This window comes from Phenylobacterium sp. (assembly GCF_036563385.1).
Taxonomy (GTDB): domain Bacteria; phylum Pseudomonadota; class Alphaproteobacteria; order Caulobacterales; family Caulobacteraceae; genus Phenylobacterium.
The window spans coordinates 414533-439151 of record NZ_DATCML010000015.1 but is presented as its reverse complement, the minus strand read 5'-3'; the positions used below and the strand labels follow the sequence as shown (position 1 = coordinate 439151).

Here is a 24619-nt window from a genome sequence, read left to right as displayed (position 1 = left end):
TCCTGGGCTTTACGGCGCCGCAACATTATGCCTAAAACTTAGCCGATGTTCGTGAGTAAAAAATGAGCAACAAGCTTCGGGTAGGCAGCGTAGAGGTGGCGGGGCGCGCGTGGATTGCGCCGATGACCGGCGTTTCAGACCTGCCGTTCCGCCGCGCCGCCAGTCGCCTGGGCGCCCCCTATGTGGCGACAGAGATGGTCGCCTGCGCCGAGTTCTCGAAGGGTCGTCCCGACGTGGTGCGCCGCGCCGCCGTGGGCGAGGGTCTGCCGCTGATGGTCGTCCAGCTCGTCGGACGCGAACCGGCGCACGTGGCCGAGGGCGCCCGCCTGGCGGTGGAGGCCGGCGCGCAGATCATCGACCTGAACTTCGGCTGCCCCGCGAAAGAGGTGACCGGGGTGCTGTCCGGCTCGGCGCTGATGCGGGAGCCGGAGCTGGCGTGCCGCCTGGTGGACGCGGCCGTGAACGCGGTCGACGTGCCTGTGACCGTCAAGATGCGCCTGGGCTGGGACGAGACGTCAAAGAACGCGCCGGAGCTGGCGTTCCGCGCGCAGGAGATCGGGGCCGCGGCGGTGACCGTGCACGCCCGCACCCGCTGCCAGTTCTACAAGGGCCAGGCCCGCTGGGCCGAGGTGGCCCCGGTGAAGGATGCTGTGTCGATCCCGGTCATCGTCAACGGCGACATCGTCGACGGCGAGAGCGCCAGGGCCGCCCTGGCGGCCTCCGGGGCGGATGCGGTGATGGTCGGCCGCGGGGTCTACGGCAAGCCGTGGATCGCCGCCCAGATCGGGGCGGCGCTGGACGGGCGGGAGTTCGCCGAGCCCGACGCCGAGGCGCGGCTGGCCATCGCCCTGGCCCATTTCCGTGACAGCCTGGCCTTCTATGGGGAGCGCCTGGGGCTGCGGATCTTCCGCAAGCACCTCGCGGCCTACATCGAGAACGCGCCCTGGCCCGCCACCGCGCAGGCGAGGCGAGAGGCGCGAGCGGCGCTCTGCCGCCTGGAGGACCCCGGCGAGGTGGAGGACGGGCTGAGGGCGCTTTGGCGCGCTCCGGAACAAAGGCAGGCCGCATGACCGGCAGGACACGGACGCGGACCGGGGCGCTGGACGCCGATGCGCTGAGGGCCGCCGCCTTCGACCTGTCGCCCGACCCGGCGATGGTGGTCGATTCGGACGGCGCCCTGGTGGCGGTGAACGAGGCTGCCGAGGCGCTGTTCGGCCAGGGATTGGGCCTGCTCGCCCGCGGCCGGTTCCGCGCGGCCCTGCCGCCGGGCTCGGCGCTGGTGTCGCTGCTGAACCGGGCCCTGGAGGAGGGCGCCCGGGTCCGCGAACGCGGCGTGCAGATCAGCCTGTTCGGCCTGCCGCCGTTCGAGGCGGACGGCGCGGCCGCGCCGTTGGGCGACGGCTCGGTTCTCCTGACCCTGTCAGTGAAGCTGGGGCTCGGAGCGGAGCGAGGCCCAGCGGAAGCCGCAGGGCTGCGCTCGATCGTGGGCCTCGGCCGCATGCTGGCGCACGAGATCAAGAACCCGCTGGCCGGAATCCGCGGCGCGGCTCAGCTGCTGAAGTCCGGCGCCAAGGCCGAGGACGCGCCGCTCGCCCAGCTGATCGTCGATGAGACCGACCGGGTGCGCCGCCTGGTGGAGCGGATGGAGGCCTTCTCCGACGACCACCTGCCGTCGCTGACGCCGATCAACATCCACCAGATCCTGGACCGGGTGCGGGCGCTCGCCGCCAATGGGGTGGCGGACGGCCTGGTGCTGCGCGAGCAGTACGACCCCTCCCTGCCGCCGGTGATGGGCGACGAGGACCAGCTGATCCAAATCTTCCTGAACCTGGTGAAGAACGCCGCCGAGGCGGCCCACGCCCGCGGCGACGAGCGCGGCGAGCTCTGCATCACGACCGCCTACCGGCATGGCGTGCGGGTGCGGGCGGTGACCGGCCAGCCAGCGCGCGGCGCGCCGCTGGAGGTGCGCATCGTCGACAACGGCCCCGGCGTGCCGCCGCACCTGCGCGAGCACCTGTTCCAGCCCTTTGTCACCTCTAAGGCCAATGGCGCCGGCCTGGGTCTGGCCCTGGTGGCCAAGCTCGTCGCCGGCCACGGCGGCCTGATCGACTTCGAATCCGAGCCCGGACGCACCGTCTTCCGGGTCCTGCTCCCCATCGCCACCGAAGAGGATGTCGCCGGATGAATGCGGCCGCGAAGAAGATCCTGATCGCCGACGACGACTCCTCCATCCGCCTGGTGCTGTCGCAGGCCTTCACCCGCCTGGGCTACCAGGTGCGGGCCACGGGCAACGCCACGACCCTGCTGAAGTGGGTGTCGGACGGGGAGGGCGACCTGGTGGTGACCGACGTGGTCATGCCGGACGAGAATGTCTTCGACGTGCTGCCGCGCATCCGCAAGGAGCGGCCGAAGCTGCCCGTCATCGTGATGAGCGCGCAGAACAACCTGATCACGGCAGTGAATGCGGCCGAGGTCGGGGCCTTCGACTATGTGCCCAAGCCCTTCGATCTGGACGACATGACCTCGGCGGCGCGCCGAGCGCTGGCCAAGCCTGCCGATGCGGAGGCGTCGAAGGCGCAGGCGCGGGCGGTGCGCGACGATCGCCTGCCGTTGATCGGCCGCTCCGGGCCCATGCAGGACGTCTACCGGACCATCGCACGGCTGGTGGGGGCGGACCTGACGGTGCTGATCCTCGGTGAATCGGGCACCGGCAAGGAGCTCGTCGCCCGCGCCCTGCACGACATGGGGCGCCGTCGCGACGGCAAGTTCGTGGTCATCAACCTGGCTGCCGTGCCGCGCGAGCGGGTTGAGGCCGAGCTGTTCGGCAAACAGGACGGCGACTACGGCAAGCTGGTGGAGGCCGACGGGGGCACCCTGTTCCTGGACGAAATCGGCGACATGCCGCTCGATGCCCAGACGCGGCTGCTGCGGGTGATCGACGGCTCGGAGCCGGCGCTGAACCCGAAGACCAACCGCCGCCCGAACGTGCGAATCATCGCCGCCACCAACCGCGACTTGCGCGCCCTGATCCAGCAGGGGCTGTTCCGCGAGGATCTCTACTTCCGGCTGAACGTCGCGCCGGTGCGGCTCCCGCCGCTGCGCGACCGCGCCGACGACATCCCCGACCTGGCCCGGGCCTTCCTGCTGCGGGCCAACCGCGAAGGCCTGCCGGCGAAGACCATCGATTCGGGCGCCCTGGAGCGGCTGAAGCTGCACCCTTGGCCGGGCAATGTGCGCGAGCTGGAGAACCTGGTGCGCCGGATCTGCGCCCTCTACGCCGAGGACCTGATCACCGCGCGCATCGTCGAGCGCGAGCTCGCCGACCAGCAGCCGGTCGTCGAGGGGCAGGAGGGGCCAGCGACGCTCTCGCAACTCGTCGAACGCAAGCTCGCGACCTACTTCGCCGACCAGCCGGACGGCCTGCCGCCGGCGGGGCTCTACGACCGGGTGCTGGAGGAGGTGGAGCGGCCGCTGATCCAGCTGACCCTGGCCGCCACACGGGGCAACCAGGTGCGCGCCGCCGAGGTGCTGGGCCTGAACCGGAACACGCTGCGCAAGAAGATTCAGGACCTGGGCGTGGAGATGAGCCGAGGCGCACGGCGGTAGGCGGGACCGGGATGGCCGGGAGGTCGTTTCGACCTCTGCCGCAAAATAGCAACAATGCTGTTGAGTTTGGAGCACAGTCCCTTAGGCTCCGAACCAATGGCGTTGCTGGCCGACCACCTCCGAAACAGCGAGACGGCCGCCAGGCTCTGGCGGGCCCTGAACTCGCGGGTGGTGCTGGGGGTGGGCTACGGCCTGGCTGCCGCCCTGACCGGCGTCGCCATCCTGCTGGCGGCCTCGCCGCCTGAGACGGGGCCACTGGGTCCGGCGAGCCAGCTGATCCTCACCGTCCTGTCGCTGAACCTGGTGCTGATCCTGGCGATCACCACCATCGTGGCGCTGCGCTTCACCGCGCTCCTGAACGCCCGCGACAGCGACGCGGGCGCCAGGCTGCACCTGCGATTCGTCACCCTGTTCGCCCTGGCGGCCGTGGCCCCGGCCGTCGTGGTGGCGCTGTTCTACGGGGTCCTGGTCAACCGCGGCGTCGACAACTGGCTGGGCGAGCGGGTGCAGACGGTGGTCGAGAACTCGGCGACGGTGGCGCGCTCCTACGTCGAGGACCAGAAGCGCTACATCGGCGACCACGTGAGCCTGATGGGCGCGGACCTGAACCGCGCCGCGCCGGGCCTGCAGGAGAGCCCCGTCGCCTTCAGCCACTACCTGGCGGAGCAGGCCTCGTACCACGCCTTCCCGGCGGCCTACCTGATCGATCGGGAGGGCCGGGTCCTGGCGCGGGCGGAGAGCGCCGACGCCCCGCGGTTCGTGATCCCCCCGGAAAGCAGCTTCAAGGCCGCGGACGAGGGCGACATCTCGGTGCCGGCCTTTGATTCCCCCGACCTGATGCGAGCGGTCTACCGGCTGACGGCCTATCCCGAGGCCTACCTCTACATCGCCCACCCGGTGGAGAAGGGGATCATCAACCACCTCCTGGAGGCCGAGGCCTCTCTGGTCTCGTATCGGGAGGCGGCGCAGAACCGGCAGCGGATCCAGGCGATCTTCGCGCTCTCCTACACGGAGACCGCGCTTCTGGTGCTGGTGGGCGCGGTTTGGCTGGGGCTGGGCGCCGCCAACGCCATCTCCGGACCCGTGGCCCGGCTGGTGCAGGCCGCGGGCAAGGTGGCCAGCGGCGACCTGAGCGCCCGCGTCGACGCGGACGAAGATCCCGAAGAAATCGCCGTGTTGTCCCGTGCTTTCAACAGCATGACGCACGATCTTCAGGTTCAGCAGGAGGCGCTGAGACGGGCCGGGCGCGAGGCCGAGCGGCGCCGTCAGTTCATTGAGACCGTACTGGCCGAGGTCAGCGCGGGCGTGATCGGCCTCGACTCGAAGGGACGGATCTCGGCCGCCAATCGCCAGGCCGCCCTGCTGCTCGACCTGCCCGGCGACCATGGCCGCGGGCGCAAGCTCAGCGAGGTGGCCCCGGAAGTGGCTGCGGTGGTGGCCTCCGCCGGGCGCGGCGGCGCCGAGGAGGAGGTGGACGTGATCCGCGGGCGTGAGACGCGCCGGCTGCGGGTGCGGGCCAGCCACAGCGACGACGGCCCGGTGCTGACCTTCGACGATATCACCCGCCTGGTGACTGCCCAGCGCAACGCAGCCTGGCGCGACGTCGCGCGACGGATCGCGCACGAGATCAAGAACCCGCTGACGCCGATCCAGCTGTCGGCCGAGCGGCTGCGGAAGAAGTACCGCAAGGACATCGCCGAAGCCGAGCTGGAGACCTTCGACCGCTGCACCGACACCATCGTGCGGCAGGTGGGGGACATTGGCCGGATGGTGGACGAGTTCTCGGCCTTCGCCCGCATGCCCGCACCGAAGTTCGCCGAGCAGGACGCCGCCGAGCTGCTGCGCGCGGCGGTGTTCGCCCAGCGCGTGGCCAGTCCCGACCTGGAGGTGGAGCTCGAAGATCCGCCGGAGGTGGTGGTGCTGGCCGACGGCCGCATGCTGGGACAGGCCCTCACCAATGTGCTGAAGAACGCCGCCGAGGCGGTCGGGGCGCGCAAGACGAAATCGCCCAAGCTGAAGGGGCGGATCCTCGCGCGCCTGGTCACGGACGAGGCCGGGGTGGCATTCGAGGTCGAGGACAACGGAGTCGGGCTGCCGGCCAAGGACCGAGACCGGCTGACCGAGCCCTATGTGACGACTCGTGAGAAGGGCACAGGCTTGGGACTCGCGATCGTGAAGCGGATTTTGGAAGACCACGGCGGCGAGCTGGAGCTCACCGACGCGCGGGGCGGGCAGGGGGCGATGGCCATCCTGCGTCTGCCGGCCAGCGCGCGGGTGAAGGGACGGCCGGCCGAGGCCATGACGGCGTGAGGTGAACGATGGCGTCTGACGTTCTGGTGGTCGACGACGAAGCCGACATCCGCGATCTGGTGGCGGGCATCCTGACGGATGAGGGCTACGCCGTGCGCACGGCGAACGACTCGGAGTCGGCGCTCGCCGCCATCCGCGCACGTAAACCCGCCCTGCTGATCCTCGACATCTGGATGTCGGGCGGCGGCATGGACGGGCTCGAGCTGCTGGACATGGTCAAGGCCCTGGATCCCGACCTGCCGGTGGTGATGATCTCGGGCCACGGCAACATCGAGACGGCGGTGAGCGCGATCAAGCGGGGCGCCTACGACTTCCTGGAGAAGCCGTTCAAGTCGGACCGCCTGCTGCTGGTTATCGAACGCGCGCTGGAGGCGGCGAACCTGCGCCGGGAGAACCGGAGGCTGCGGGCACAGGCAATCACGCCGGAGGGCCTGCTTGGCCGCTCGGTGGCGGCCCAACAGCTGCGCCAGATGATCTCCAAGCTCGCCCCGGCCAACAGCCGGGTGCTGATTTCGGGCCCGCCGGGTTCGGGCAAGGAGACGGTGGCCCGGCTGATCCACGCGGCGAGCCCCAGGGCCCGTAACGAGTTCGTGGCGATCAGCGCCGCGGGCATGACGCCCGAGCGCATGGACGTGGAGCTGTTCGGCCAGGAAGGCGAGGGCGGACGGCCGGGCAAGATCGGCGTCTTCGAGCGCGCCCACTCAGGCACCCTCTACCTCGACGAAGTGGCGGACATGCCCAAGGAGACCCAGAGCCGCATCCTGCGGGTGCTGGTGGAGCAGCGCTTCCGCCGGGTGGGCGGGGACAACGACGTGCAGGTGGACGTGCGCGTGGTCTCCTCCACCTCGCGCGACCTGCGCGAGGAGATCGCCGCCGGCCGGTTCCGGGAGGACCTCTTCCACCGCTTGAACGTGGTGCCCGTGAACGTGCCCGGCCTGTCGGAGCGGCGCGAGGACATCCCGGAGCTGGTGGAGTACTTCATCCAGCGGATCTGCGAGGCCACGGGCATGCCGCGCCGGACGCTGGCCGACGATGCGTTGGCGACCCTGCAGGTCCGCGCCTGGCCCGGAAACCTGCGCCAGCTGCGCAACAACGTGGAGCGGATGCTGATCCTCGCCGCGGGCTCGCCGGCCGAGCCGATCACCGCGGACATGCTGCCGGCGGAAGCCACCGTGAACGACCAGCCGTCGTCCTTGGGCGCCGAGCGGATTATCGCCCTGCCGCTGCGCGAGGCGCGCGAGGTGTTCGAGCGGGAGTACCTGAACGCCCAGATGCTGCGCTTCTCCGGCAACATCTCGCGGACGGCCGCCTTCATCGGCATGGAGCGCTCGGCCCTGCACCGGAAGCTGAAGTCGCTGGGGCTTTCGGGCGGCCGGCAGCTGGAGGAAGAGGGCGTCTGATGGGGCGCATCTCCTACGTGAACGGGCGGTTCGTCCCGCACGGCGAGGCCGTCGTGCACATCGAGGACCGCGGCTACCAGCTCGCCGATGCGGTCTACGAAGTGTGGGCGCTGTTCGACGGCAAGCTGGCGGACGCCGAAGGACACTTCGCGCGCCTGGAGCGCAGCCTGTCCGAGCTGCGCATCCGCATGCCCATGAGCCGGGCGGCTCTGACGGTCGTGCTCAAGGAGGCCGTGCGGCGCAACCGGGTGCGCGACGGCCTGGTCTATCTGCAGGTCAGCCGGGGCGTCGCGCCGCGCGACCACGCCTTCCCCAACCCCGAGGTGCGGCCGGCCGTGGTGATCACGGTCAAGGGGCTCGACCGGACCGTAGTGGAGGCCAAGGCGGCCAGGGGGATCACGGTCGTGACCACCCCGGAGAACCGCTGGGGACGCTGCGACATCAAGACGGTGGGCCTGCTGCCCAACGCCATGGCCAAGCAGAAGGCCCGGGAGGCCGGGGCTGGCGAGGCCTGGTTCGTGGACGAGTTGGGCTTCGTGACGGAGGGCGCGTCCTCCAACGCCTGGATCGTCGGCGCGGACGGGCGCCTGCGGACGCGGGACACCAACGCCAATATCCTGCGGGGCGTCACCCGCCTGACCCTGCTGGATGTCATTCGGGACGCTGGCCTAGAGGTCGACGAGCGGCCCTTCACGCCGAAGGACGCCACCGAGGCTCAGGAGGCCTTCATCACCGGCGCCGGCAGCCTGGTCCTGCCGGTCACGGCCGTGGACGGCCAGCCGGTCGGAAAAGGTGAGGTCGGCCCGGTGGCGATGCGGTTGCGGCGTCTCTATATCGAGCGGGCGAGGGCCACGGCGATCTGACGTCGCCTTGACGATTGCGGCTGTCGCAATTTCAGGCCAGCGTGACTTTGCGTGTGTGGGCGGCGCGTGGCGGCCCGTTCAAAAACAAGAGGCGGAAAAGCCGATGAGCGACAAGAAGCAGAACCTGCAGGACACCTTCCTCAACAGCGTGCGCAAGTCCAAGACGCCGCTGACCATCTTCCTGGTGAACGGTGTCAAATTGCAGGGCGTGGTGAGCTGGTTCGACAACTTCTGCGTTCTGCTCCGTCGGGACGGGCAATCCCAGCTCGTCTACAAGCACGCGATTTCCACCATCATGCCGGCCCAGCCTGTGCAGCTGTATGAGCCGGCCGAAGACGAGCAAGATTGACCTCATCCTCCAAGTCCGTTGATCGCCAGGCGCCCGTGCAGGGCGCCGTTGTCATCCACCCGGACCGCGAAGGCCGCGGCTTCACGCGCGACGCGGAAACGCGTCTCGAGGAGGCCGTGGGCCTGGCCCTCGCCCTCGACCTCGAGGTCCGCGAGACCGCCGTCGCGCCGCTCCGAAAGCGCACGCCGGCAACCTTGTTCGGCTCCGGCAAGGTGGCCGAGCTCGGCCACCTGATGGAGGCCGTCGAGGCGGACGTCGCCGTGGTCGACGACAGCCTGACGCCCGTGCAGCAGCGTAATCTCGAGAAGGCCTGGGGCGTGAAGGTCATCGACCGCACGGGCCTGATCCTTGAGATCTTCGCCCGCCGGGCGCGCACCCGCGAAGGACGGCTGCAGGTGGAGCTGGCCCGGCTGACCTACGAGCGCTCACGGCTCGTGCGCACCTGGACCCACCTGGAGCGCCAGCGCGGCGGGTTCGGCGTTATGGGCGGCCCGGGCGAAACGCAGATCGAGACCGACCGCCGCCTGCTGGCCGAGAAGATCGGCAAGCTGAAGCGCGAGCTCGTCGAGGTGCGCCGAACGCGTACGCTGCAGCGCTCGGCGCGACGGCGCGTGCCTTACCCGACGGTGGCGCTGGTCGGCTACACCAACGCCGGCAAGTCGACGCTGTTCAACCGCCTGACGCAGGCCGAGGTGGTGGCCGAGGACATGCTGTTCGCAACCCTGGATCCGACCCTGCGGATGCTGAAGCTCCCCGACGGGCGACCGGCTATCCTGTCCGACACCGTGGGCTTCATCTCCGACCTGCCGCACGAACTGGTGGAGGCCTTCCGCGCCACGCTGGAAGAGGTGCGCGAGGCGGACGTGGTGCTGCACGTGCGCGACATCGCCAGCGAGGAGAGCGACGCTCAGGCGCAGGATGTGCGAGGCGTCCTCGAGCGGCTAGGGGTCGACATGGACGAGCGCCGCATCCTGGAGGTCTGGAACAAGGTCGACCTGCTGGAGGACGAGGCCAAGGCGCAGGTGGTCGGGGACGCCAAGCGCGCCCATCCGCCCGCCGTGCTGGTCTCGGCGGCCACGGGCGAGGGCTGCGACGTCCTGCTGCGCGAGGTGGCCGGGCTGGTGGACGAGGCTCCGCCCGTGGATGTCTATGCGCCGGCCGGCGAGGGCGCAGCGATCGCCTGGCTCTACCGCCACGGGCGAGTGCTGGAGCGCAACGACGGGAAGGACGGCAGCGTCCGCCTGGCGGTAAGCCTGACGGCGCAGGCGCTGGGGCAGTTCGAGCAGCTGTTCCCAACCGCGGAGGTGCGGGGCCACTAGGCCCTTTCGGCCGCCTTGGCTTCGTCCCAGAGCGCGTCCATCTCGGCGAGGTCGGATTGGTCGGCCGTCTTGCCCCGCTCGGCGAGCTTCTGCTCGATGAAGCGGAAGCGGCGGACAAACTTGGCGTTGGTGGCCCGCAGGGCGTCCTCGGGATCCACCTCCAGGGTGCGGGCCAGGTTGGCGACCACGAAGAGCACGTCGCCCATCTCCTGGCGGGCCTTCTCGACGTCGCCCCGCTCGAGCTCGGCCTTCAGTTCCCGGACCTCCTCGTCGAGCTTCTCCACCACGGCGGCGACGTCGGGCCAGACGAAACCGACGCCCGCCGCGCGCTTCGACAGCTTCACGGCGCGGGTGAGGGCAGGGAGTCCCACGGGCACGTCGTCGAGCAGGCTGGCGGCGCGCCCCTTCTTCTCGCGCTCGGCGGCCTTGAGCTCCTCCCAGCCGGCCTTCTGGTCGGCGACGGAGGCGTAGCTCTGCTGGCCGAACACATGCGGGTGGCGGCGGATCATCTTGTCGTTGATGGCGCGGGCCACGTCGTCGAAGGCGAAGGCGCCCTGTTCCTCAGCCATGCGGGAATGGAAGACCACCTGCAGCAGCAGGTCGCCGAGCTCCTCCTTGAGGTCGGCGAGGTCATTCCGCTCGATCGCGTCCGCCACTTCGTAGGCCTCCTCCACCGTGTACGGCGCGATGGTGGCGAAGGTCTGCTCGGTGTCCCACGGGCAGCCGGTGGCGGGGTCACGCAGCCTCGCCATGATGGCCAGCAGGCGATCGATGGGCCGCAGGTCGGCGGGCGGCGCGGGCGAGGTCATCGGCGGTCCTGTGAGCAGGCAAGCAAACGGCGCGCGGCCGGGCAGACCACGCGCCGTCTCATGTGCCGCAAGTGACGGCGGGCGCCTAGCGGCGGGCGAGCGCCTGGCCGCGGCCCAGCCGGCGGGCGAAACGGTCGAAGGCGTATTCCGCGTCGGTCCACACCCAGTTGGCGTAGGTGTTGCGGATGTCGCTCTCGTACCAGCTGTAGTTCAGCGGCGTCGTGCGCCCGTCGGCGGCGATCGCCTGGCCCTCGATCTTCGCGCCGCCGATGCCGAAGCTCTGCATGGAGAGCCCGGGGGTGTCGGTCATCTGCTTGAAGGTGGGACGGTTGGGGCGGGCGTCCACGAGGGTCAACTCGATGCGCGCGCCGTCGTAGGCGCCCGTGCGGGCGAGCTCGCGCTCGACGTCGCTGCGCAGCGCGTCCGCAAGGCGGGCGACGTCCTTCACGCCGTAGGTTCTTTCGGCCTTCTTCTGAAGGTCGGGGCTGATGGCGACGGTGACGCTGGCGGGCGCAGCGAGCGCCGCAGAGCCGCTGGCGATCAGGGCGGCGGCGGCCAGGGCGAGGGTTCGCATGGGAGTACTCCGGATGATGTACAGTAAGAACTAAACCACAGGACGCGGCGCCCGTCACGTCACGTCTGAGCGATGAATATAGGCGCCCGCTCAACCGCTGGTAAGATGTTGACGCTACTGTTGTTTTTGAGCGGCCGGTCTGCCGGACGGCGACGCTCGCCGTTGACTTCTCCGCCCCCGGCGCCGCAAGCAGGACCCATGCGCCCGACCATCAAGGACGTGTCGGCTATCGCGGGCGTCTCCATGAAGACGGTCTCGCGGGTGCTGAACAAGCAGCGGTATGTCTCGGAGGAGACCCGCGAGCGCGTCGAACGCGCGGTCGCCGAGCTGAACTTCAAGCCCAGCATGGCGGCGCGGATTTTGGCCGGGAAGCGCAGCTTCCAGATCGCCCTGATCTACGACAACCACAGCCCTCACTACATCCATCAGATCCAGACAGGGGTGTGGGCGAGGTGCATCGAGGAAGGGGTGAGGCTGCTCGCTCAGCCCTCCGACGTGGCGTCGTGCAATCTGGCGGCGGAGGTGGGCGGGCTGATCGACCAGACCCAGGTCGACGGGGTGATCCTGTCGTCCCCCGTGACCGACGCAGTGCCGGTGCTGGAGGAGCTGGAGCGCCGCGGGATCCCCTACGTACGGATCTCGCCAGGCACGGATCACGAGCGGAGCTCGTCGGTCTCCATGGACGACGTCCAGGCAGCCGACGACATGACCAGCCATCTGATTGCGCTCGGTCATCGACGGATCGGCTTCATCATCGGTCATCCGAACCATACGGCCAGCGACCTTCGGCTGTTCGGCTACCGCCGGGCCCTGGACCGGGCGAAGCTGCCGTTCGAGCCCCGCTATGTGCGGCCGGGCCTGTTCGACTTCGCTTCGGGCGAGGCGGCCGCCGACGTGCTGCTCGACCTGCCGCATCCGCCCACCGCGATATTCGCGAGCAACGACGACATGGCGGCCGGGGTGCTGACGGTGGCGCACAGACGCGGCCTCGCGCTGCCAAGGGACCTTAGTGTGGTCGGCTTCGACGACACGGCGCTCGCCAGCCAGCTCTGGCCGCCCCTGACGACCGTGCGGCAACCCACCCGGGACCTGGCCTACGCCGCGGCTGGGCTGCTGTTCGGCGCGGAGGACGAGGTCGTCCATCGCCGCCTGCCGCACGAGCTTGTGCTGCGGGCCTCCACTGCGCCGCCGAAGGTCTGAAGCGACCTTCTGTCCACCGTTGTCATGCCGACATGCGCTGGCTAGCATGGCCGCGATGACCGAGCTCCCTGCGCCGCCCGCAACGCGTCCCCTCTATCGGGGCGGCCCCGAGGTTTCGAGCCTCGCCTGGGGGATGTGGCGCTTCTCCGGAGACGACATCGCCGCCGCCGACCGTCGGGTGAGGGCGGCGCTCGACGCCGGCGTGACCCTGTTTGACACGGCGGATGTCTATGGGCCCGACAACGGCGAGCCGTTCGGCGCGGCCGAGGCCCTGCTGGGACGGGTGCTGGCCGCGGACCGGAGCTTGGCCCGGCGGATGGTGCTGGCCACCAAGGGCGGCATCAATCCGGGCACGCCCTACGATTCGAGCGCCGGCTACCTGGCCTCGGCGATCGACGCCTCGCTGCAGCGGATCGGCGTCGAGCGGGTCGACCTGTGGCAGGTGCACCGGCCCGACATCCTGACCCATCCGGCCGAGGTGGCGCGGGCGCTGGAGGACGCGCATCGCGCAGGCAAGATCGGGGCGGTGGGCGTCTCCAATTTCACCACTTGGCAGGTGGAGGCGCTGGCCGCTCACCTGACCCTGCCGGTGGTCTCCTGCCAGCCGGAGTTCTCACCACTAGCGATCGGGCCCCTGACCGACGGTGTGATGGACCAGGCGACGGCCCGCGGCATGGCCGTGCTGGCTTGGTCGCCCTTCGCCGGCGGACGGCTGGCCGAGCCGACGGACGAGCGCAGCCGGGCCGTGGCGGCGGCGCTGGACGCCAAGGCGCAGGCCTACGGCGTGTCGCGCGCGGCGGCCGCCTGCAGCTGGATCATGGTCCATCCGGCCCGCCCGATCCCGATCGTAGGGACCCAGACGCCGGCCCGCATCGCCGAAATCCCCGACGCCTACCGGCCGCGCTGGACGCGGAGCGAGTGGTACGGCGTCCTCGTCGCCGCCCGCGGAGAGCCTCTGCCATGACCCAACCGCCCTGCGAGATCAGCTGGTTCTCGGCGCTCTGCGATGACGACTACGAGTTCCTGGGCGTGCCGGATCCCAAGCTGAAGTCCAGCTGGGAGCATTGCCGCGACATCGTCCTGCAGGCGGAGTCCGGCGGCTTCGACAACATCCTGCTCCCGTCGGGCTATGAGCTCGGCGTCGACACCACCGCCTTTGCGGCCGGGATCGCGCCCATGCTGAAGCGCATGCGGCTGCTGATGGCCACCCGGATTGGCGAGATGTGGCCGCCGCAACTGGCGCGCCAGATCGCCACCATCGACCAGATGCTGGGCGGGCGGCTGACGGTGAACATCATCTCCTCTGACATGCCTGGCGAGAAGCTGGCCTCGGGGCCGCGCTACGCGCGCACGACGGAGGCGATGAGCATCCTGAAGACGCTGCTCAACGGCGAGCCGCTGGATCATGACGGCGAGTTCTGGAAGCTGAAGCTGGATCCGCCGCGCATCCGAACCGTCTCGGGCAAGGCGCCGCTGCTCTACTTCGGCGGCCTGTCGGAGGACGCCCGGGAGGCGGCGGCGAAGGGCTGCGACGTCTACCTGATGTGGCCCGACCGCAGGGAAGCCGTGGCCGAGATCATCAGCGACATGAAGACCCGGGCGGCGCGCCACGGTCGCACGCTGCGGTTCGGCTATCGCGTGCACGTCGTGGTCCGCGACACCGAGGCCGAGGCGCGGGCGGCCGCCGACCGCCTGCTCTCGAAGCTCGACGACGCGACCGGGGCGGCGATCCGGGCCAAGTCGCTGGATTCCACGTCCGCCGGCGTTCAGGCGCAGGCGGCGCTGCGAGAGAGCGCGTCCGACGACGGCTATGCGGAGGCCAATCTGTGGACCGGCATCGGGCGAGCGCGCTCCGGCTGCGGGGCGGCGATCGTGGGCGATCCCGACCAGGTGCTGGCGAAGCTGAACGAATACCGGGCCATGGGCATCGAGGCCTTCATCCTTTCCGGATACCCTCACGCGGCCGAGGCGGACCTGTTCGCCCGCCACGTCCTGCCGCGGATCGAGCACGGGCCGCTTGCCTGAGCCTCAGTGGCGGAGCGCGGGCTCCGCCGCCGCATCGTCCACCTGGGTGAGCTTCGGCAGCAGCAGCTGGATCCATCCGAGGGCCGCCAGGTACGACACGCATGCGAAGGCGAACAGCGGGGCGTAGCCAAGGCCGGCGGTGAGCACGATGCCGGCGGCCTTGATGATCCCCATGCCGCCGATGTTGCCGCAGAAGGCGCCGAAGCTCGTCACCCGCCCGACCTTTGACCGCTCCGTGACGTCGGTGATCAGGGCGAAGAGGTTGGTGGAGAAGCCCTGGTGGGCGGCCAGCACGACGGCCAGGATCGCCGCCGCCGTCCAGGGGCTGTCGGCGCCGTTGGCGAGCGGCAGGACCAGCACCATGAGGGCGCAGACCAGCATGGCTGTCTTGCGGACCCGGTTCACAGGCACGCCGCGCCTCAGGAAGTGGGTGGCGAGCGCGCCGCTCACGAGGGAGCCCAGCGCCCCGCCCGCGTAGGCCAGCGCCAGGGGAGGGCCGATCGCCACGCCCGAGAGGCCGAACTGGCGGTTCAGGAAGTCCGGCATCCAGAACAGCAGCAGCCACCAGGTGGAATCGCTGAGGATCTTCGCGCCGGCCACCGCCCAGGTGGCGCGGTCGCGCAGGATGCTGCGCGCCGGGGGCGCTCCCGCGTCCACGGGGGCGGTGGCGGGCGTGTCGTTGAAGGGAACCTTCCGGGTCATCACCACCCAGACAAGCGTCCAGACCACGCCGGCGACGCCGGCGATGACGAAGGCGCCGCGCCAGCCGAAAGGCTGCGCCAGAAAAGGGATCAGGATCGGCGCCGAGATCGCTCCGACGCTGCTCACCGCATTGATCAGGCCGAAGCCGATGGATCGCAGGTTGGACGGCAGGATGGCGGCGACGGTCTTGATCGCCGACGGGGTCCCCATGGATTCCGTCGCGCCCAGGCCGATCCGGCAGAGCGTGAACTGAGTCAGGCTGTGGGCCAGGCCGTGGAACATGGCCGCCAGGCTCCAGGTGAAGACGCCGACGGTGTTGGCCCAGCGCGTGCCGATGCGGTCCACGAGCGGGCCGGCGAACAGCAGGCCGACGGCCATCGCCCCCTGAAACCAGGCGCCGAGCGTCCCATAGTCGTTGTCGGTCCAGCCGAGCTCGGCCGCCATGTCGGGCTTAAGCACGGCGATGATCTGACGGTCGACCAGGTTTAGCACGCCCGCCACGGTGAGCAGGGCGAAGATCAGCCAGCGGTTGAAGGTCGGGGCAGGGGCGTTCATGCGGCGCGTTCCGGCCGGCTGACATCGGCGGTCATGGTTGTTCCTCCCCGGCGGCTGCGCCGCGCTTTCGTGCGCCACTTTCGGCTTGCGGGCGGCGCCTTTCGAGAGAATGCTCGAAATAGGTCAGCGCTGTCATATCGAATCTGGAGGACCTGTTGGCGGACACCGTGCGCTACGGCCTGGTCGGCACCGGCATGATGGGGGTCGAGCACATCCAGAACCTTGCCGTGACGCCCGGGGCGGTGGTCACGGCGCTCGCCGATCCGGTGGAGCGGTCGCTGGGCTGGGCCAGGAAGGCGCTCGGCCCGGCGGCGGACCGGGTGGCGGTCTTCGCCGACAGCAGGAGCCTCGCGCGCAGCGGCCTGGTGGATGCCGTGATCGTGGCCAGCCCGAACCACACCCACCGCAGCGTGCTCGAGCCGCTGTTTGAGGCCGGACTGCCGATCCTGTGCGAGAAGCCGCTCGCCACCACGATCGCGGACGCCCGCTGGATCGTCGAGCAGGCGGAGCGCGCAACCGCGCCCTTCTGGACGGCCATGGAGTACCGCTACATGCCCCCGGCGGCGGCGTTTATCGCGGACGTGCACGGCGGCCGCATCGGCGAGCTGCGGATGCTGTCGATCCGCGAGCACCGCTTCCCGTTCCTGGAAAAGGTGGGCGACTGGAACCGGTTCAGCCGCAACACCGGCGGCACCATGGTGGAGAAGTGCTGCCACTTCTTCGACCTGATGCGGCTGATCGTGCGGTCCGAGGCGGTGCGGGTCTACTGCTCCGGCGCCATGGACGTGAACCATCTTGACGAGCGCTACGGCGGGGAGACGCCGGACATCCTCGACAACAGCTATACCGTGGTGGACTTCGCCAACGGCGTCCGCGCCATGCTCGACCTCTGCATGTTCGCCGACGGCGCCGAGCAGCAGGAGGAGATCACCGCGGTGGGCGACCAGGCGCGGCTGGATGTCTTCATTCCGTCCGGCGAGCTGGTGTTCTCGCCCAGGGTCGGCTTCCGAAACCCGAAGCGCGTGGAGCGGCGGACCGTCGGCGTCGACGAGACGGCGCTGAAGGCGGGCAGCCACCATGGCTCGACCTTCTACGAACACCAGAGGTTCAACGCCGCCGTCCGGGGCGAGGGGCCTGTGGAGGTCACCGCGCGAGACGGGCTGATGGCGGTTGCCATCGGCGCGGCGGCGGAGCTCAGCGCCCGCGAGAAGCGCGTCGTCGAGATGCATGAGTTGGGAATCTAACAGAGGCTCCTGAAAATCTCTACTGCACAGCTAGGATTATGACAGCGTAAGACACAACGAGCTCGAACTCGGAAGGGGGAAACACCATGTCCAAGGCTTACCTGGCCGGCGGCGTCGCCGTCGCAGCCCTGATCGCCGCCTCGCCCGTCCTGGCGCAGGCCAGCGACCCCGCGAACGTCTCTGAAATCGTCGTCACGGCCCAGAAGCGCGAGGAGCGGCTGCAGGACGTCCCGGTGGCGGTCTCCGTCGTCTCCGGCGAGACGATCGCCGCCAGCGGCGCCGTCAATCTCGAGGGCGCACAGTACCTCGTGCCCACGCTCAACTTCCGCAAGTCGGGCACCACCATCAACCAGACGCTGTTCCTGCGCGGGGTCGGCACGTCGACCTTCTCCATCGCCGGGGAGCCGTCGATCTCCACCGTGGTCGACGGGGTGGTCTACAGCCGATCGGGCGAGGCCTTCAGCGACCTGATCGACGTGGATCGGATCGAGGTGTTGCGCGGGCCGCAGGGCACCCTGTTCGGCAAGAACACGTCCGCGGGCGTGATCAACATCGTCACCCGCAGGCCGGGCGACGAGTTCAGCGGCTACGGCGAGGCGGCCTACTTCTCCAACGGCGGCGAGTACCGCCTGCGCGGCGCCGTGGACCTGCCGCTGGCCGAGACGGTGAAGAGCCGGCTCACCGCCTTCTACGGGACCTACGACGGCAATCTGCGCAACCGGGCGACCGGTGGTCGGGTGAACGGCTACGAGCACTGGGGCGTGCGCGGGGTGGTGGTGGCGGACCCCACGCCCGACCTTTCGCTGACCCTGATCGCCGACTATCGCGAGAGCGACGACGATTGCTGCGCCGAGGTGATCGGCACCGTCCCGAACAATCTGACCGCCACCGTCCTCCCGATGCCGCGGGGGAACCGCACCCGCGAGGTCAACCAGGACCTGGTCACCCGCACGACAGAGAAGAGCGGCGGCGTCTCTCTCCAGGCCGACTGGTCCGTCGCCAGCCACGTGCTGACGTACATCGGTTCGTACCGCGAGTACGACAACACGGAGATCCGTGACGGCGACTGGCTGCCCCAGGCCTATGTGGGCTTCAACCAGCTGCACGACGTGGGGCCCCAGACCAGCGATACGATCACCCACGAACTGCGGCTGACGTCTCCGGCCGACCAGTTTCTGACCTATGTGGTGGGCGCCTACTATTCCCGGGCGGAGACCGAGCGGACCTTCACCCGCAACGATCTGGTCTGCACACTCACGCCCGCGCCGACGACCCTGACCCCGTGCACTACGGCGGGGGCGGTGATCACGCGTCCGACGGGCACGGCCACCTTCGGCTCCACGTTCAAGAATCTCGCGGCGTTCGGCCAGGCCACGGCGAACCTCACTGAACGAGTGCGGCTGATTGCGGGCCTGCGCTACACCTCGGACGAGCTGGAGGTCTTCCACCAGCGGGTCACCGCGCTCGCCGGGCCGGGCATCAACCCGAGCTTCGGTCCCTTCGAGAGCAGCACCGACAATGACAACTGGTCGGGCAGGGTAGGGGTGCAGTACGACCTCGTCCCCGAGGCCACGGCCTACGCCACCTACTCGCGGGGCTACAAGGGCCCGGCCTACAACGTCTTCTTCAACCTGACGGCCACCGGGACCAACATCATCGAGCCGGAGACGGCGGACAGCTACGAGATCGGGCTCAAGAACACCCTTCTGGACGGCCGACTGGTGCTGAACCTCGCGGCCTTCTACGCCGAGTACCACAACTTTCAGGCCAACAACCCGGACATCGTGGCGGGGGTTCTCGTCACCCGCTTCACCAACGCTGGCGAGATCTCCACCCGGGGGGCCGAGCTCGACCTGCTGTTCCGCCCGATCCAGGACCTGAACATCTCGGGCGGGGTGGCCTACACCGACGCCCACGTGGACCAGTTCCGGATCCCCACCAACGGCAACGTCACGGGCGTGGTGCCGTCCGGCACGCCCCTGGCCTTCGCACCCAAGTGGAAGGCGTCGCTGGGCTTCGACTACCGGATCCGCACCGAGGGTTCGTTCGACGTCCTGCTGGCGGCCCAGGGCGCCTACCAGTCGGACCAGATCAGCCAGCCGGACGCGGTCCTCGCCAACCGGATCAATACCGTGATCAAGGGCTATGGCCTGCTGGACCTGTCGGCGGGGATCACCGACCGTGACGATCGTTACCGCCTGACGTTGCAGGTCAAGAACGCCTTCGACAGGAGCTTCGCCTCGTCGATCGTCAGCGGCGGGCCGGGCGGCAGCTATCGCTACATCATCCCGCGCGAGGCGGACCGGTACTATGGGCTGACGGCGCGGGTGAACTTCTGATTCCTGCGAGAAGCGAGGTGGGATGGCAGGTCGGAAAGACGGAGCCAGGCCGCGCAGGGGCGGCGGGATCGCGAGCATCATCGACACCGATGCCGCCGCCGCCCACGAGGTGTTCCAGTCCTATGCGGGCATGGAAGGCCTCCCGGCCGCGCCGCCGCGGCCGCGGATCACGGCGCGGGAGTTCTTCCTCTCCGTCTATCCGGGGCTGCTGGCGGCCGCGACCATCGCGCTCGCAGCGTCCTGGCTCTCGCAGCACTACGGCGCTCCGGTGATGCTGTTCGCCCTGCTGTTCGGCATGGCCTTCCACTTCCTCCACGAGGAGGGGCGCTGCGTCGGCGGGATCGAGTTCGCGTCGAAGGCGGTTCTGCGGACGGGGGTGGCGCTTCTGGGCGCCCGGATCACCCTGGACCAGATCCTGGGGCTGGGCTGGGCGCCGATCGCCATTGTCGTGGCCGGCGTCAGCAGCACTTTGGCTCTCGGATACATGCTCGGTCGCGCCATGGGACTGACGCGCGGCTTCGGCCTGCTGTCGGGCGGCTCGGTGGGCATCTGCGGGGCCTCCGCGGCCCTCGCCATCGCCTCGGTGCTGCCGAAGACCCGGGAAAGCGAGCGCGACGTGATCCTTGTGGTGGTGGTGGTCACCGCGCTCTCCACGGTGGCGATGATCGTCTATCCGCTGCTCGTGACAGCGCTCGGGCTCGGCGAGACGCGGGGCGGTCTGTTCCTCGGCGGCACCATCCACGACGTCGCCCAGGTGGTCGGCGCCGGCTACATGATCTCGCCGGGGACAGGCGAGGTGGCGACCTATGTGAAGCTGCTGCGCGTGGCGCTGCTGCTGCCCGCCGTCTTCGCCATCGCCCTGGTGATCGCCCGCAAGGGCGAGGGGCCGGCGCAGTTGGCCGCGCCGCTGCCGCTGTTCCTGCTGGCCTTTGCAGCGCTCGTGCTGGTCAACAGCCTGGGCTTCGTGCCGGCCGCAGCCGCGGCCGCGGCGGGTGAGGCGTCGCGCTGGTGCCTGGTGGTGGCGATCTCCGCGCTCGGCATGAAGACGTCGTTCCGCGCTTTGGCCCAGGCCGGCTGGCGCCCTGTGGCGGTGATCGTGCTCGAGACGCTCTGGATTGCCGGTCTCGTTCTGGCGGGAGTCGAGCTGCTGACCTGAGAGGAGGGGGCTCGGATTGGACCCGTCCGGCGACGCCGCGGGTTTGGGTCTGCGAAGGAAAGCTGAGAGGAGGGCCGGCGTGGCTTGGGCGACGGACAACCACCAGCCGCGCCCGGAGCCGGTCAGCTTGGCGGAAGCGGCGCAGGTGTGGGCGCGCATCGCTGCGCTGAGCTTCGGCGGTCCTGCCGGGCAGATCGCAGTGATGCACCGCATCCTGGTCGAGGAGAAGCGCTGGCTGGGGGAGCGTCGCTTCCTGCACGCCCTCAACTACTGCATGCTGCTGCCCGGCCCCGAGGCGCAGCAGCTGGCGATCTATGTCGGGTGGCTGATGCACCGCACAGCCGGCGGCCTCATCGCGGGCCTGCTGTTCGTCCTGCCCGGCTTGGTCGCCATCATGGGGCTGAGCGTCGTCTACGCCTTGTTCGGGCAGGTGGGCCCTGTGGCGGCCCTCTTCTTCGGGCTCAAGGCGGCCGTCCTCGTGGTGGTGGTCCAGGCGGTGCTGAGGGTAGGTCGACGCTCCCTCAAGAACCCCCTCATGGTCAGCCTGGCCGTCGCCGCCTTCCTCGCGCTGTTTGTGTTCAAGGTGTCGTTTCCCTGGGTGATTGCGGCCGCGGGGCTGTTCGGCTTCATCGCCGCCAAGCTGGGCGTGCGCCAGGTGCTGGCCGGCGACGGGCACGGCGTCTCGGCCGGAGATCATGTCGCGGACGCGCAGACGCTGCTCGGGGAGGGGACGCCGGCCCATGCCCGGGCCAACCTGCGCTGGTCGCTCACCGTGGCGGGCGTCCTGCTGGCGCTCTGGTGGGGGCCGGTGCTCGGCCTTTTGGCCTGGCTCGGGCCGGACCACGTGTTCAGCGACATCGCCCTGTTCTTCTCGAAGATGGCGGTCGTCACCTTCGGTGGCGCCTATGCCGTCCTGGCCTATGTGGCGCAGGAGGCCGTCGGCTCCTACGGCTGGCTCGCTCCGGGGGAAATGCTCGATGGCTTAGGCATGGCCGAGACCACGCCGGGCCCGCTGATCATGGTCACCCAGTTCGTGGGGTTCATGGGGGCGTTCCGCCAGGCGGGCGGCCTGGATCCGCTCCTCGCGGGCGTGCTCGGCGGCCTTCTCACGACCTGGGTGACCTTCACGCCTTGCTTTCTCTGGATCTTCCTCGGCGCCCCGTTCGTGGAACGCCTGCGCGAGGCGCGCGCCCTCAATGCGGCCCTGGCGGCGATCAGCGCCGCCGTCGTGGGCGTGATCATGAACCTGGCGCTCTGGTTCGGGCTGCACGTGCTGTTCGCACGCATGGTCGATCTTCGTGCGCCCGGCGTTGAGCTGCAGCTGCCGGTCTTGGCGTCCTTGAACCTGCCCACAGCGGGCGTGGCGCTCTGCGCCGCCGTGGCCGCGTTTCGCTTCAAGGTCGGCATGATCCCGCTGCTGCTGAGCTGTGCGGCGGCGGGCGTTCTGTTCTATCTCGCGACCGGCGCGATCCCGGGCCGAGCCTGACAGGGGACCTCCACGGAACCGCGCCGTCGGCTGTTAGATGTTCTTCGCCTAAGGAAGATTATCGGAAATATCAGGCAGGCAGACCGTGGCCACCGACGGGCTGGGTTTCGAAGCGCTCGCCAAATCCGGCGATGATCGAACGCGCCCGAGCGATGGCCTTTTGGACGCCCGGCAGCTGCAGCGAGGCCTGATGGCTGGCCTGGCTATCCCAAACCTCGGTGACCCAGATGGCGTCCGGATGAGTTGGGTCCCGGGCGATCACGTAGCTCAGGCAGCCCGGCATGGCGCCGGTCCCGTCCATCAGGATCGCGATCAGCGCGTCGCGCTCGCCGGGCTTCGCCAGCATCTTGCCGATCAGGCCGTACATCCCGCGCGCCTCCTTCGCCTCCACAGCGCCGCCCAGCGCCACGGCCGCCATCGCGCCGACCATCAGTTCGCGCCGCTCGATATCCACGGCGGCCAGCCTAGCCGTTAACAGCCGCGTCGGGCAGCTGGAGCTCGCCAGCCTCGATCCGCCGCAGCGTCTCGACGAAGAACTGCGGCTCCAGCCCGGTCACCCGGGCCTCCAGGCTCTCGGCGGTGTCGCCGGGCCGCACCTCCACGGCGCGTCGGGCCACGACGGGCCCGCGGTCGTACTCCTCGTCGACCAGATGGATGCAGATGCCGCTGGCCGAAGCGCCGGAGGCGATCACCGCCTCGTGGACGCGACGGCCGTACATGCCGTGCCCACCGAAGTCCGGCAGCGGCCCTGGATGGATGTTGAGGATCCGCCCGCGGTAGCGTCGCAGCGTTGCTGGGCCCAGGCGGCGCAGATATCCCGACAGCACGATCAGCTCGACCCCGTGCGCCACCATCTCCGCCGCCAGGCTCTGGTCGGCGCCCTCCGGGTCGGTCTGCGTCGGAATGCACAAGCCGGCCAGGCCCGCCTCCGCAGCCCAGTGCAGCGCCGGCGCCTTACGGTTGTTGCTGACCAGCAGCCGGGCCTGAGCGGTCAGCTGGCCGGCCTTGATGGCGCCCACGATGGCGCGCGCGCTGGTGCCGTTGGCGGACGCGAGGAAACCCAGCTTGAGGCCTTGAGACATCACGGGAATTCGGCCCGCAGCTCATGTTCGAAGCGCATGCCGTCGAACGCGGGCACGACACCGTCGGGCAGCTCGCGGCGGAGCGTCTCGTAGTCCAGATCGATGTGCAGGTTGGTGAGGATCGCGAGCCGCGGCCGCGCGCGGGCGATCCATGCCAGCGTCCGTTCCACATGCGCGTGGGTCGGGTGCGGCCGGTACCTCAGGGCGTCGACGATCCAGACGTCGAGGCCGCGCAGGGCCTCGAACGCCGCATCATCCAGATCGACCACGTCGCTGGAATAGGCGACGTCGCCGAACCGGTAGCCCACCGAGCGGATCTCCCCGTGGTCCTGGTCGAAGGTGGTCACCGGGATGACGCCGGAAGGCCCCCTCACCGCCCAGGCTTCGCCGTGCGGCGGCAGCGGCCGGGCGTCGCAGATCGCAGGATAGCCCCCCTGCCCCTCGAACACATAGCCGAAGCGCCGCATAGCGCTCTCGGTGGTCGCCTCATCCATGAACACGGGCAGCCGCGCCCGCTGGCGGAGGAAGAAGGCGCGCACGTCGTCGAGGCCATGCATCTGGTCGGCGTGGTCGTGGGTCAGCAGGACCGCGTCCAGGCGCTTGGCGCCCGCCATGGCGGTCTGGATGCGGAGGTCGGGCGAGGTGTCGACGATGAGGGTCGTCTCCGCCTCGGCCGCCGAGCCTCGCCGGCGCACCAGCATGGAGCAGCGCGAGCGCAGGTTTTTCGGGTTCGCCGGGTCGCAGGCGCCCCACTCCCCGTCGGCCCGCGGCACGCCCCCGGATGAGCCCGAGCCGAGGATGGTGAACTCGAGAACCCCGCTCACGGCCGGGGTATCCGATCGAACAGGGCGAAGAAGGCGTCTTCGGTTCGCCGCTCCGCGTCCTTGAGATCCCAGCCGCGGACCTCCGCGAGCCTGGCGAGCACGTGGGGCAGCATGGCGGGTTCGTTGCGGCGGCCGCGGTACGGCACGGGGGCCAGGTAGGGACAGTCGGTCTCCACAATGATCCGGTCTTCGGGCATGTCTCGGATCACCGCACGCACGTCTTCGGCCGCCTTGAAGGTGGCGATGCCCGACACCGAGAACCAGGCACCGAGGGCGGCGGCCCGGCGGGCGAGCTCCGCGCCCGAGGTGTAGCAATGCATCAGCAGGCGGAACGGCCCGCGAGCGAACTCCTCCTCGAGGATCTGGCCCATGACCTCGTCGGCCTCACGGGTGTGGACGACCAGGGGCAGACCTGTCTCGCGCGCGGCGGCGACGTGGGCGCGGAACACCTTGGCCTGCACGTCGCGAGGGCTCAGGTCGTAGTGGAAGTCGAGGCCGCATTCGCCGATCCCGACCACGCGAGGGTCCTTGGCCAGCCGCACCAGCGTCTCGGCGGCCAGGTCGGGATCCTCCTTGGCTTCATGCGGATGGGTGCCGACCGTGCACCAGATGTCGGGGTGCTGCGCCACATGGCGCACCTTGTCGAAGTTCGAGACCCTGTCCGAGATGTTGACCATCAGCCGAACGCCGGCCGCCAAGGCGCGGCTGATCACCGCCTCGCGGTCCTCGTCGAATTGCGGGGCGTGCAGGTTGACGTGGCTGTCGATCAGCATCGG

The 24619-nt window shown here is 69.8% G+C and carries 22 protein-coding genes; 15 read left to right on the top strand and 7 right to left on the bottom strand.

Going from position 1 to position 24619, the window contains the following annotated elements; all coding sequences use genetic code 11:
- Window positions 1-62 precede the first annotated feature (62 nt).
- The 8 genes from dusB to hflX all read left to right on the top strand — a co-directional run bounded on the left by dusB (window position 63) and on the right by hflX (window position 9847).
- Window positions 63-1070, top strand: a complete 1008-nt coding sequence (gene dusB / locus VIL67_RS17200; protein WP_332050132.1) for a tRNA dihydrouridine synthase DusB — start codon at window positions 63-65, stop codon at window positions 1068-1070.
- Window positions 1067-2185: a two-component system sensor histidine kinase NtrB gene (locus VIL67_RS17195; protein ID WP_332050131.1), complete on the top strand. Its 1119-nt coding sequence runs from the start codon at window positions 1067-1069 to the stop codon at window positions 2183-2185. Before dusB ends, VIL67_RS17195 begins: the two co-directional genes overlap by 4 nt.
- Window positions 2182-3606, top strand: a complete 1425-nt coding sequence (gene ntrC, locus VIL67_RS17190; protein WP_332050130.1) for a nitrogen regulation protein NR(I) — start codon at window positions 2182-2184, stop codon at window positions 3604-3606. The genes VIL67_RS17195 and ntrC overlap by 4 nt, the downstream gene beginning before the upstream one ends.
- Window positions 3607-3702: 96 nt before the next feature.
- Complete coding sequence (locus VIL67_RS17185) at window positions 3703-5916, top strand: sensor histidine kinase NtrY-like (RefSeq protein ID WP_332050129.1); 2214 nt, start codon at window positions 3703-3705, stop codon at window positions 5914-5916.
- An 8-nt stretch (window positions 5917-5924) separates the two neighbouring features.
- A complete protein-coding gene (ntrX, locus tag VIL67_RS17180; protein WP_332050128.1) occupies window positions 5925-7316 on the top strand; it encodes a nitrogen assimilation response regulator NtrX in 1392 nt (463 codons plus the stop codon).
- A complete protein-coding gene (locus VIL67_RS17175) occupies window positions 7316-8179 on the top strand; it encodes a D-amino-acid transaminase (protein WP_332050127.1) in 864 nt (287 codons plus the stop codon). Before ntrX ends, VIL67_RS17175 begins: the two co-directional genes overlap by 1 nt.
- A gap of 103 nt (window positions 8180-8282) precedes the next feature.
- Window positions 8283-8528 carry an RNA chaperone Hfq gene (gene hfq / locus VIL67_RS17170; RefSeq protein WP_332050126.1) on the top strand — a complete coding sequence of 82 codons (246 nt, stop codon included), beginning with the start codon at window positions 8283-8285 and terminating at the stop codon, window positions 8526-8528.
- The gene (hflX, locus tag VIL67_RS17165; RefSeq protein ID WP_332050125.1) at window positions 8525-9847 is read left to right on the top strand and encodes a GTPase HflX; all 1323 of its coding nucleotides are present in this window, start codon (window positions 8525-8527) and stop codon (window positions 9845-9847) included. The genes hfq and hflX overlap by 4 nt, the downstream gene beginning before the upstream one ends.
- Here the strand turns inward: hflX and mazG are convergent.
- Together mazG and VIL67_RS17155 are read right to left on the bottom strand one after the other, a co-directional pair.
- Window positions 9844-10656: a nucleoside triphosphate pyrophosphohydrolase gene (gene mazG, locus VIL67_RS17160; protein ID WP_332050124.1), complete on the bottom strand. Its 813-nt coding sequence runs from the start codon at window positions 10654-10656 to the stop codon at window positions 9844-9846. The two genes, hflX and mazG, sit on opposite strands and share 4 nt — an antisense overlap.
- Before the next feature lie 85 nt (window positions 10657-10741).
- A complete protein-coding gene (locus tag VIL67_RS17155) occupies window positions 10742-11230 on the bottom strand; it encodes a hypothetical protein (RefSeq protein WP_332050123.1) in 489 nt (162 codons plus the stop codon).
- A 198-nt stretch (window positions 11231-11428) separates the two neighbouring features.
- On the opposite strand from VIL67_RS17155, the gene VIL67_RS17150 reads away from it, so the two are divergent.
- From VIL67_RS17150 to VIL67_RS17140, 3 genes are read left to right on the top strand one after another with little or no spacing between them, the layout of a single operon-like run.
- On the top strand, window positions 11429-12430 hold the full coding sequence (locus VIL67_RS17150; protein ID WP_332050122.1) for a LacI family DNA-binding transcriptional regulator: 1002 nt from the start codon (window positions 11429-11431) through the stop codon (window positions 12428-12430).
- 55 nt (window positions 12431-12485) lie between these two features.
- Window positions 12486-13394, top strand: a complete 909-nt coding sequence (locus VIL67_RS17145) for an aldo/keto reductase (RefSeq protein WP_332050121.1) — start codon at window positions 12486-12488, stop codon at window positions 13392-13394.
- Window positions 13391-14455 (top strand): LLM class flavin-dependent oxidoreductase, encoded by a 1065-nt coding sequence (locus VIL67_RS17140; RefSeq protein WP_332050120.1) that lies wholly within the window; start codon window positions 13391-13393, stop codon window positions 14453-14455. Before VIL67_RS17145 ends, VIL67_RS17140 begins: the two co-directional genes overlap by 4 nt.
- A gap of 3 nt (window positions 14456-14458) precedes the next feature.
- On the opposite strand, the gene VIL67_RS17135 is transcribed toward VIL67_RS17140, so the two are convergent.
- Complete coding sequence (locus VIL67_RS17135) at window positions 14459-15712, bottom strand: MFS transporter (RefSeq protein ID WP_332050119.1); 1254 nt, start codon at window positions 15710-15712, stop codon at window positions 14459-14461.
- 155 nt (window positions 15713-15867) lie between these two features.
- On the opposite strand from VIL67_RS17135, the gene VIL67_RS17130 reads away from it, so the two are divergent.
- The 4 genes from VIL67_RS17130 to chrA all read left to right on the top strand — a co-directional run bounded on the left by VIL67_RS17130 (window position 15868) and on the right by chrA (window position 21937).
- Window positions 15868-16956 (top strand): Gfo/Idh/MocA family protein, encoded by a 1089-nt coding sequence (locus VIL67_RS17130; protein WP_332050118.1) that lies wholly within the window; start codon window positions 15868-15870, stop codon window positions 16954-16956.
- Between the two features lie 86 nt (window positions 16957-17042).
- Entirely contained in the window at window positions 17043-19295 is a 2253-nt protein-coding gene (locus tag VIL67_RS17125) for a TonB-dependent receptor (protein ID WP_332050117.1), read from the top strand.
- Between the two features lie 22 nt (window positions 19296-19317).
- Entirely contained in the window at window positions 19318-20451 is a 1134-nt protein-coding gene (locus VIL67_RS17120; protein ID WP_332050116.1) for a YeiH family protein, read from the top strand.
- Between the two features lie 79 nt (window positions 20452-20530).
- A complete protein-coding gene (gene chrA, locus VIL67_RS17115; RefSeq protein ID WP_332050115.1) occupies window positions 20531-21937 on the top strand; it encodes a chromate efflux transporter in 1407 nt (468 codons plus the stop codon).
- 70 nt (window positions 21938-22007) lie between these two features.
- On the opposite strand, the gene VIL67_RS17110 is transcribed toward chrA, so the two are convergent.
- The 4 genes from VIL67_RS17110 to VIL67_RS17095 are packed head-to-tail and all read right to left on the bottom strand — an operon-like array spanning window position 22008 to window position 24616.
- Window positions 22008-22391, bottom strand: a complete 384-nt coding sequence (locus VIL67_RS17110) for a putative quinol monooxygenase (protein ID WP_332050114.1) — start codon at window positions 22389-22391, stop codon at window positions 22008-22010.
- A gap of 10 nt (window positions 22392-22401) precedes the next feature.
- A complete protein-coding gene (gene purN, locus VIL67_RS17105) occupies window positions 22402-23019 on the bottom strand; it encodes a phosphoribosylglycinamide formyltransferase (RefSeq protein ID WP_332050113.1) in 618 nt (205 codons plus the stop codon).
- Window positions 23019-23843 carry an MBL fold metallo-hydrolase gene (locus VIL67_RS17100; protein ID WP_332050112.1) on the bottom strand — a complete coding sequence of 275 codons (825 nt, stop codon included), beginning with the start codon at window positions 23841-23843 and terminating at the stop codon, window positions 23019-23021. Before VIL67_RS17100 ends, purN begins: the two co-directional genes overlap by 1 nt.
- On the bottom strand, window positions 23840-24616 hold the full coding sequence (locus VIL67_RS17095; RefSeq protein WP_332050111.1) for a TatD family hydrolase: 777 nt from the start codon (window positions 24614-24616) through the stop codon (window positions 23840-23842). Before VIL67_RS17095 ends, VIL67_RS17100 begins: the two co-directional genes overlap by 4 nt.
- Between the last annotated feature and the right edge of the window lie 3 nt (window positions 24617-24619).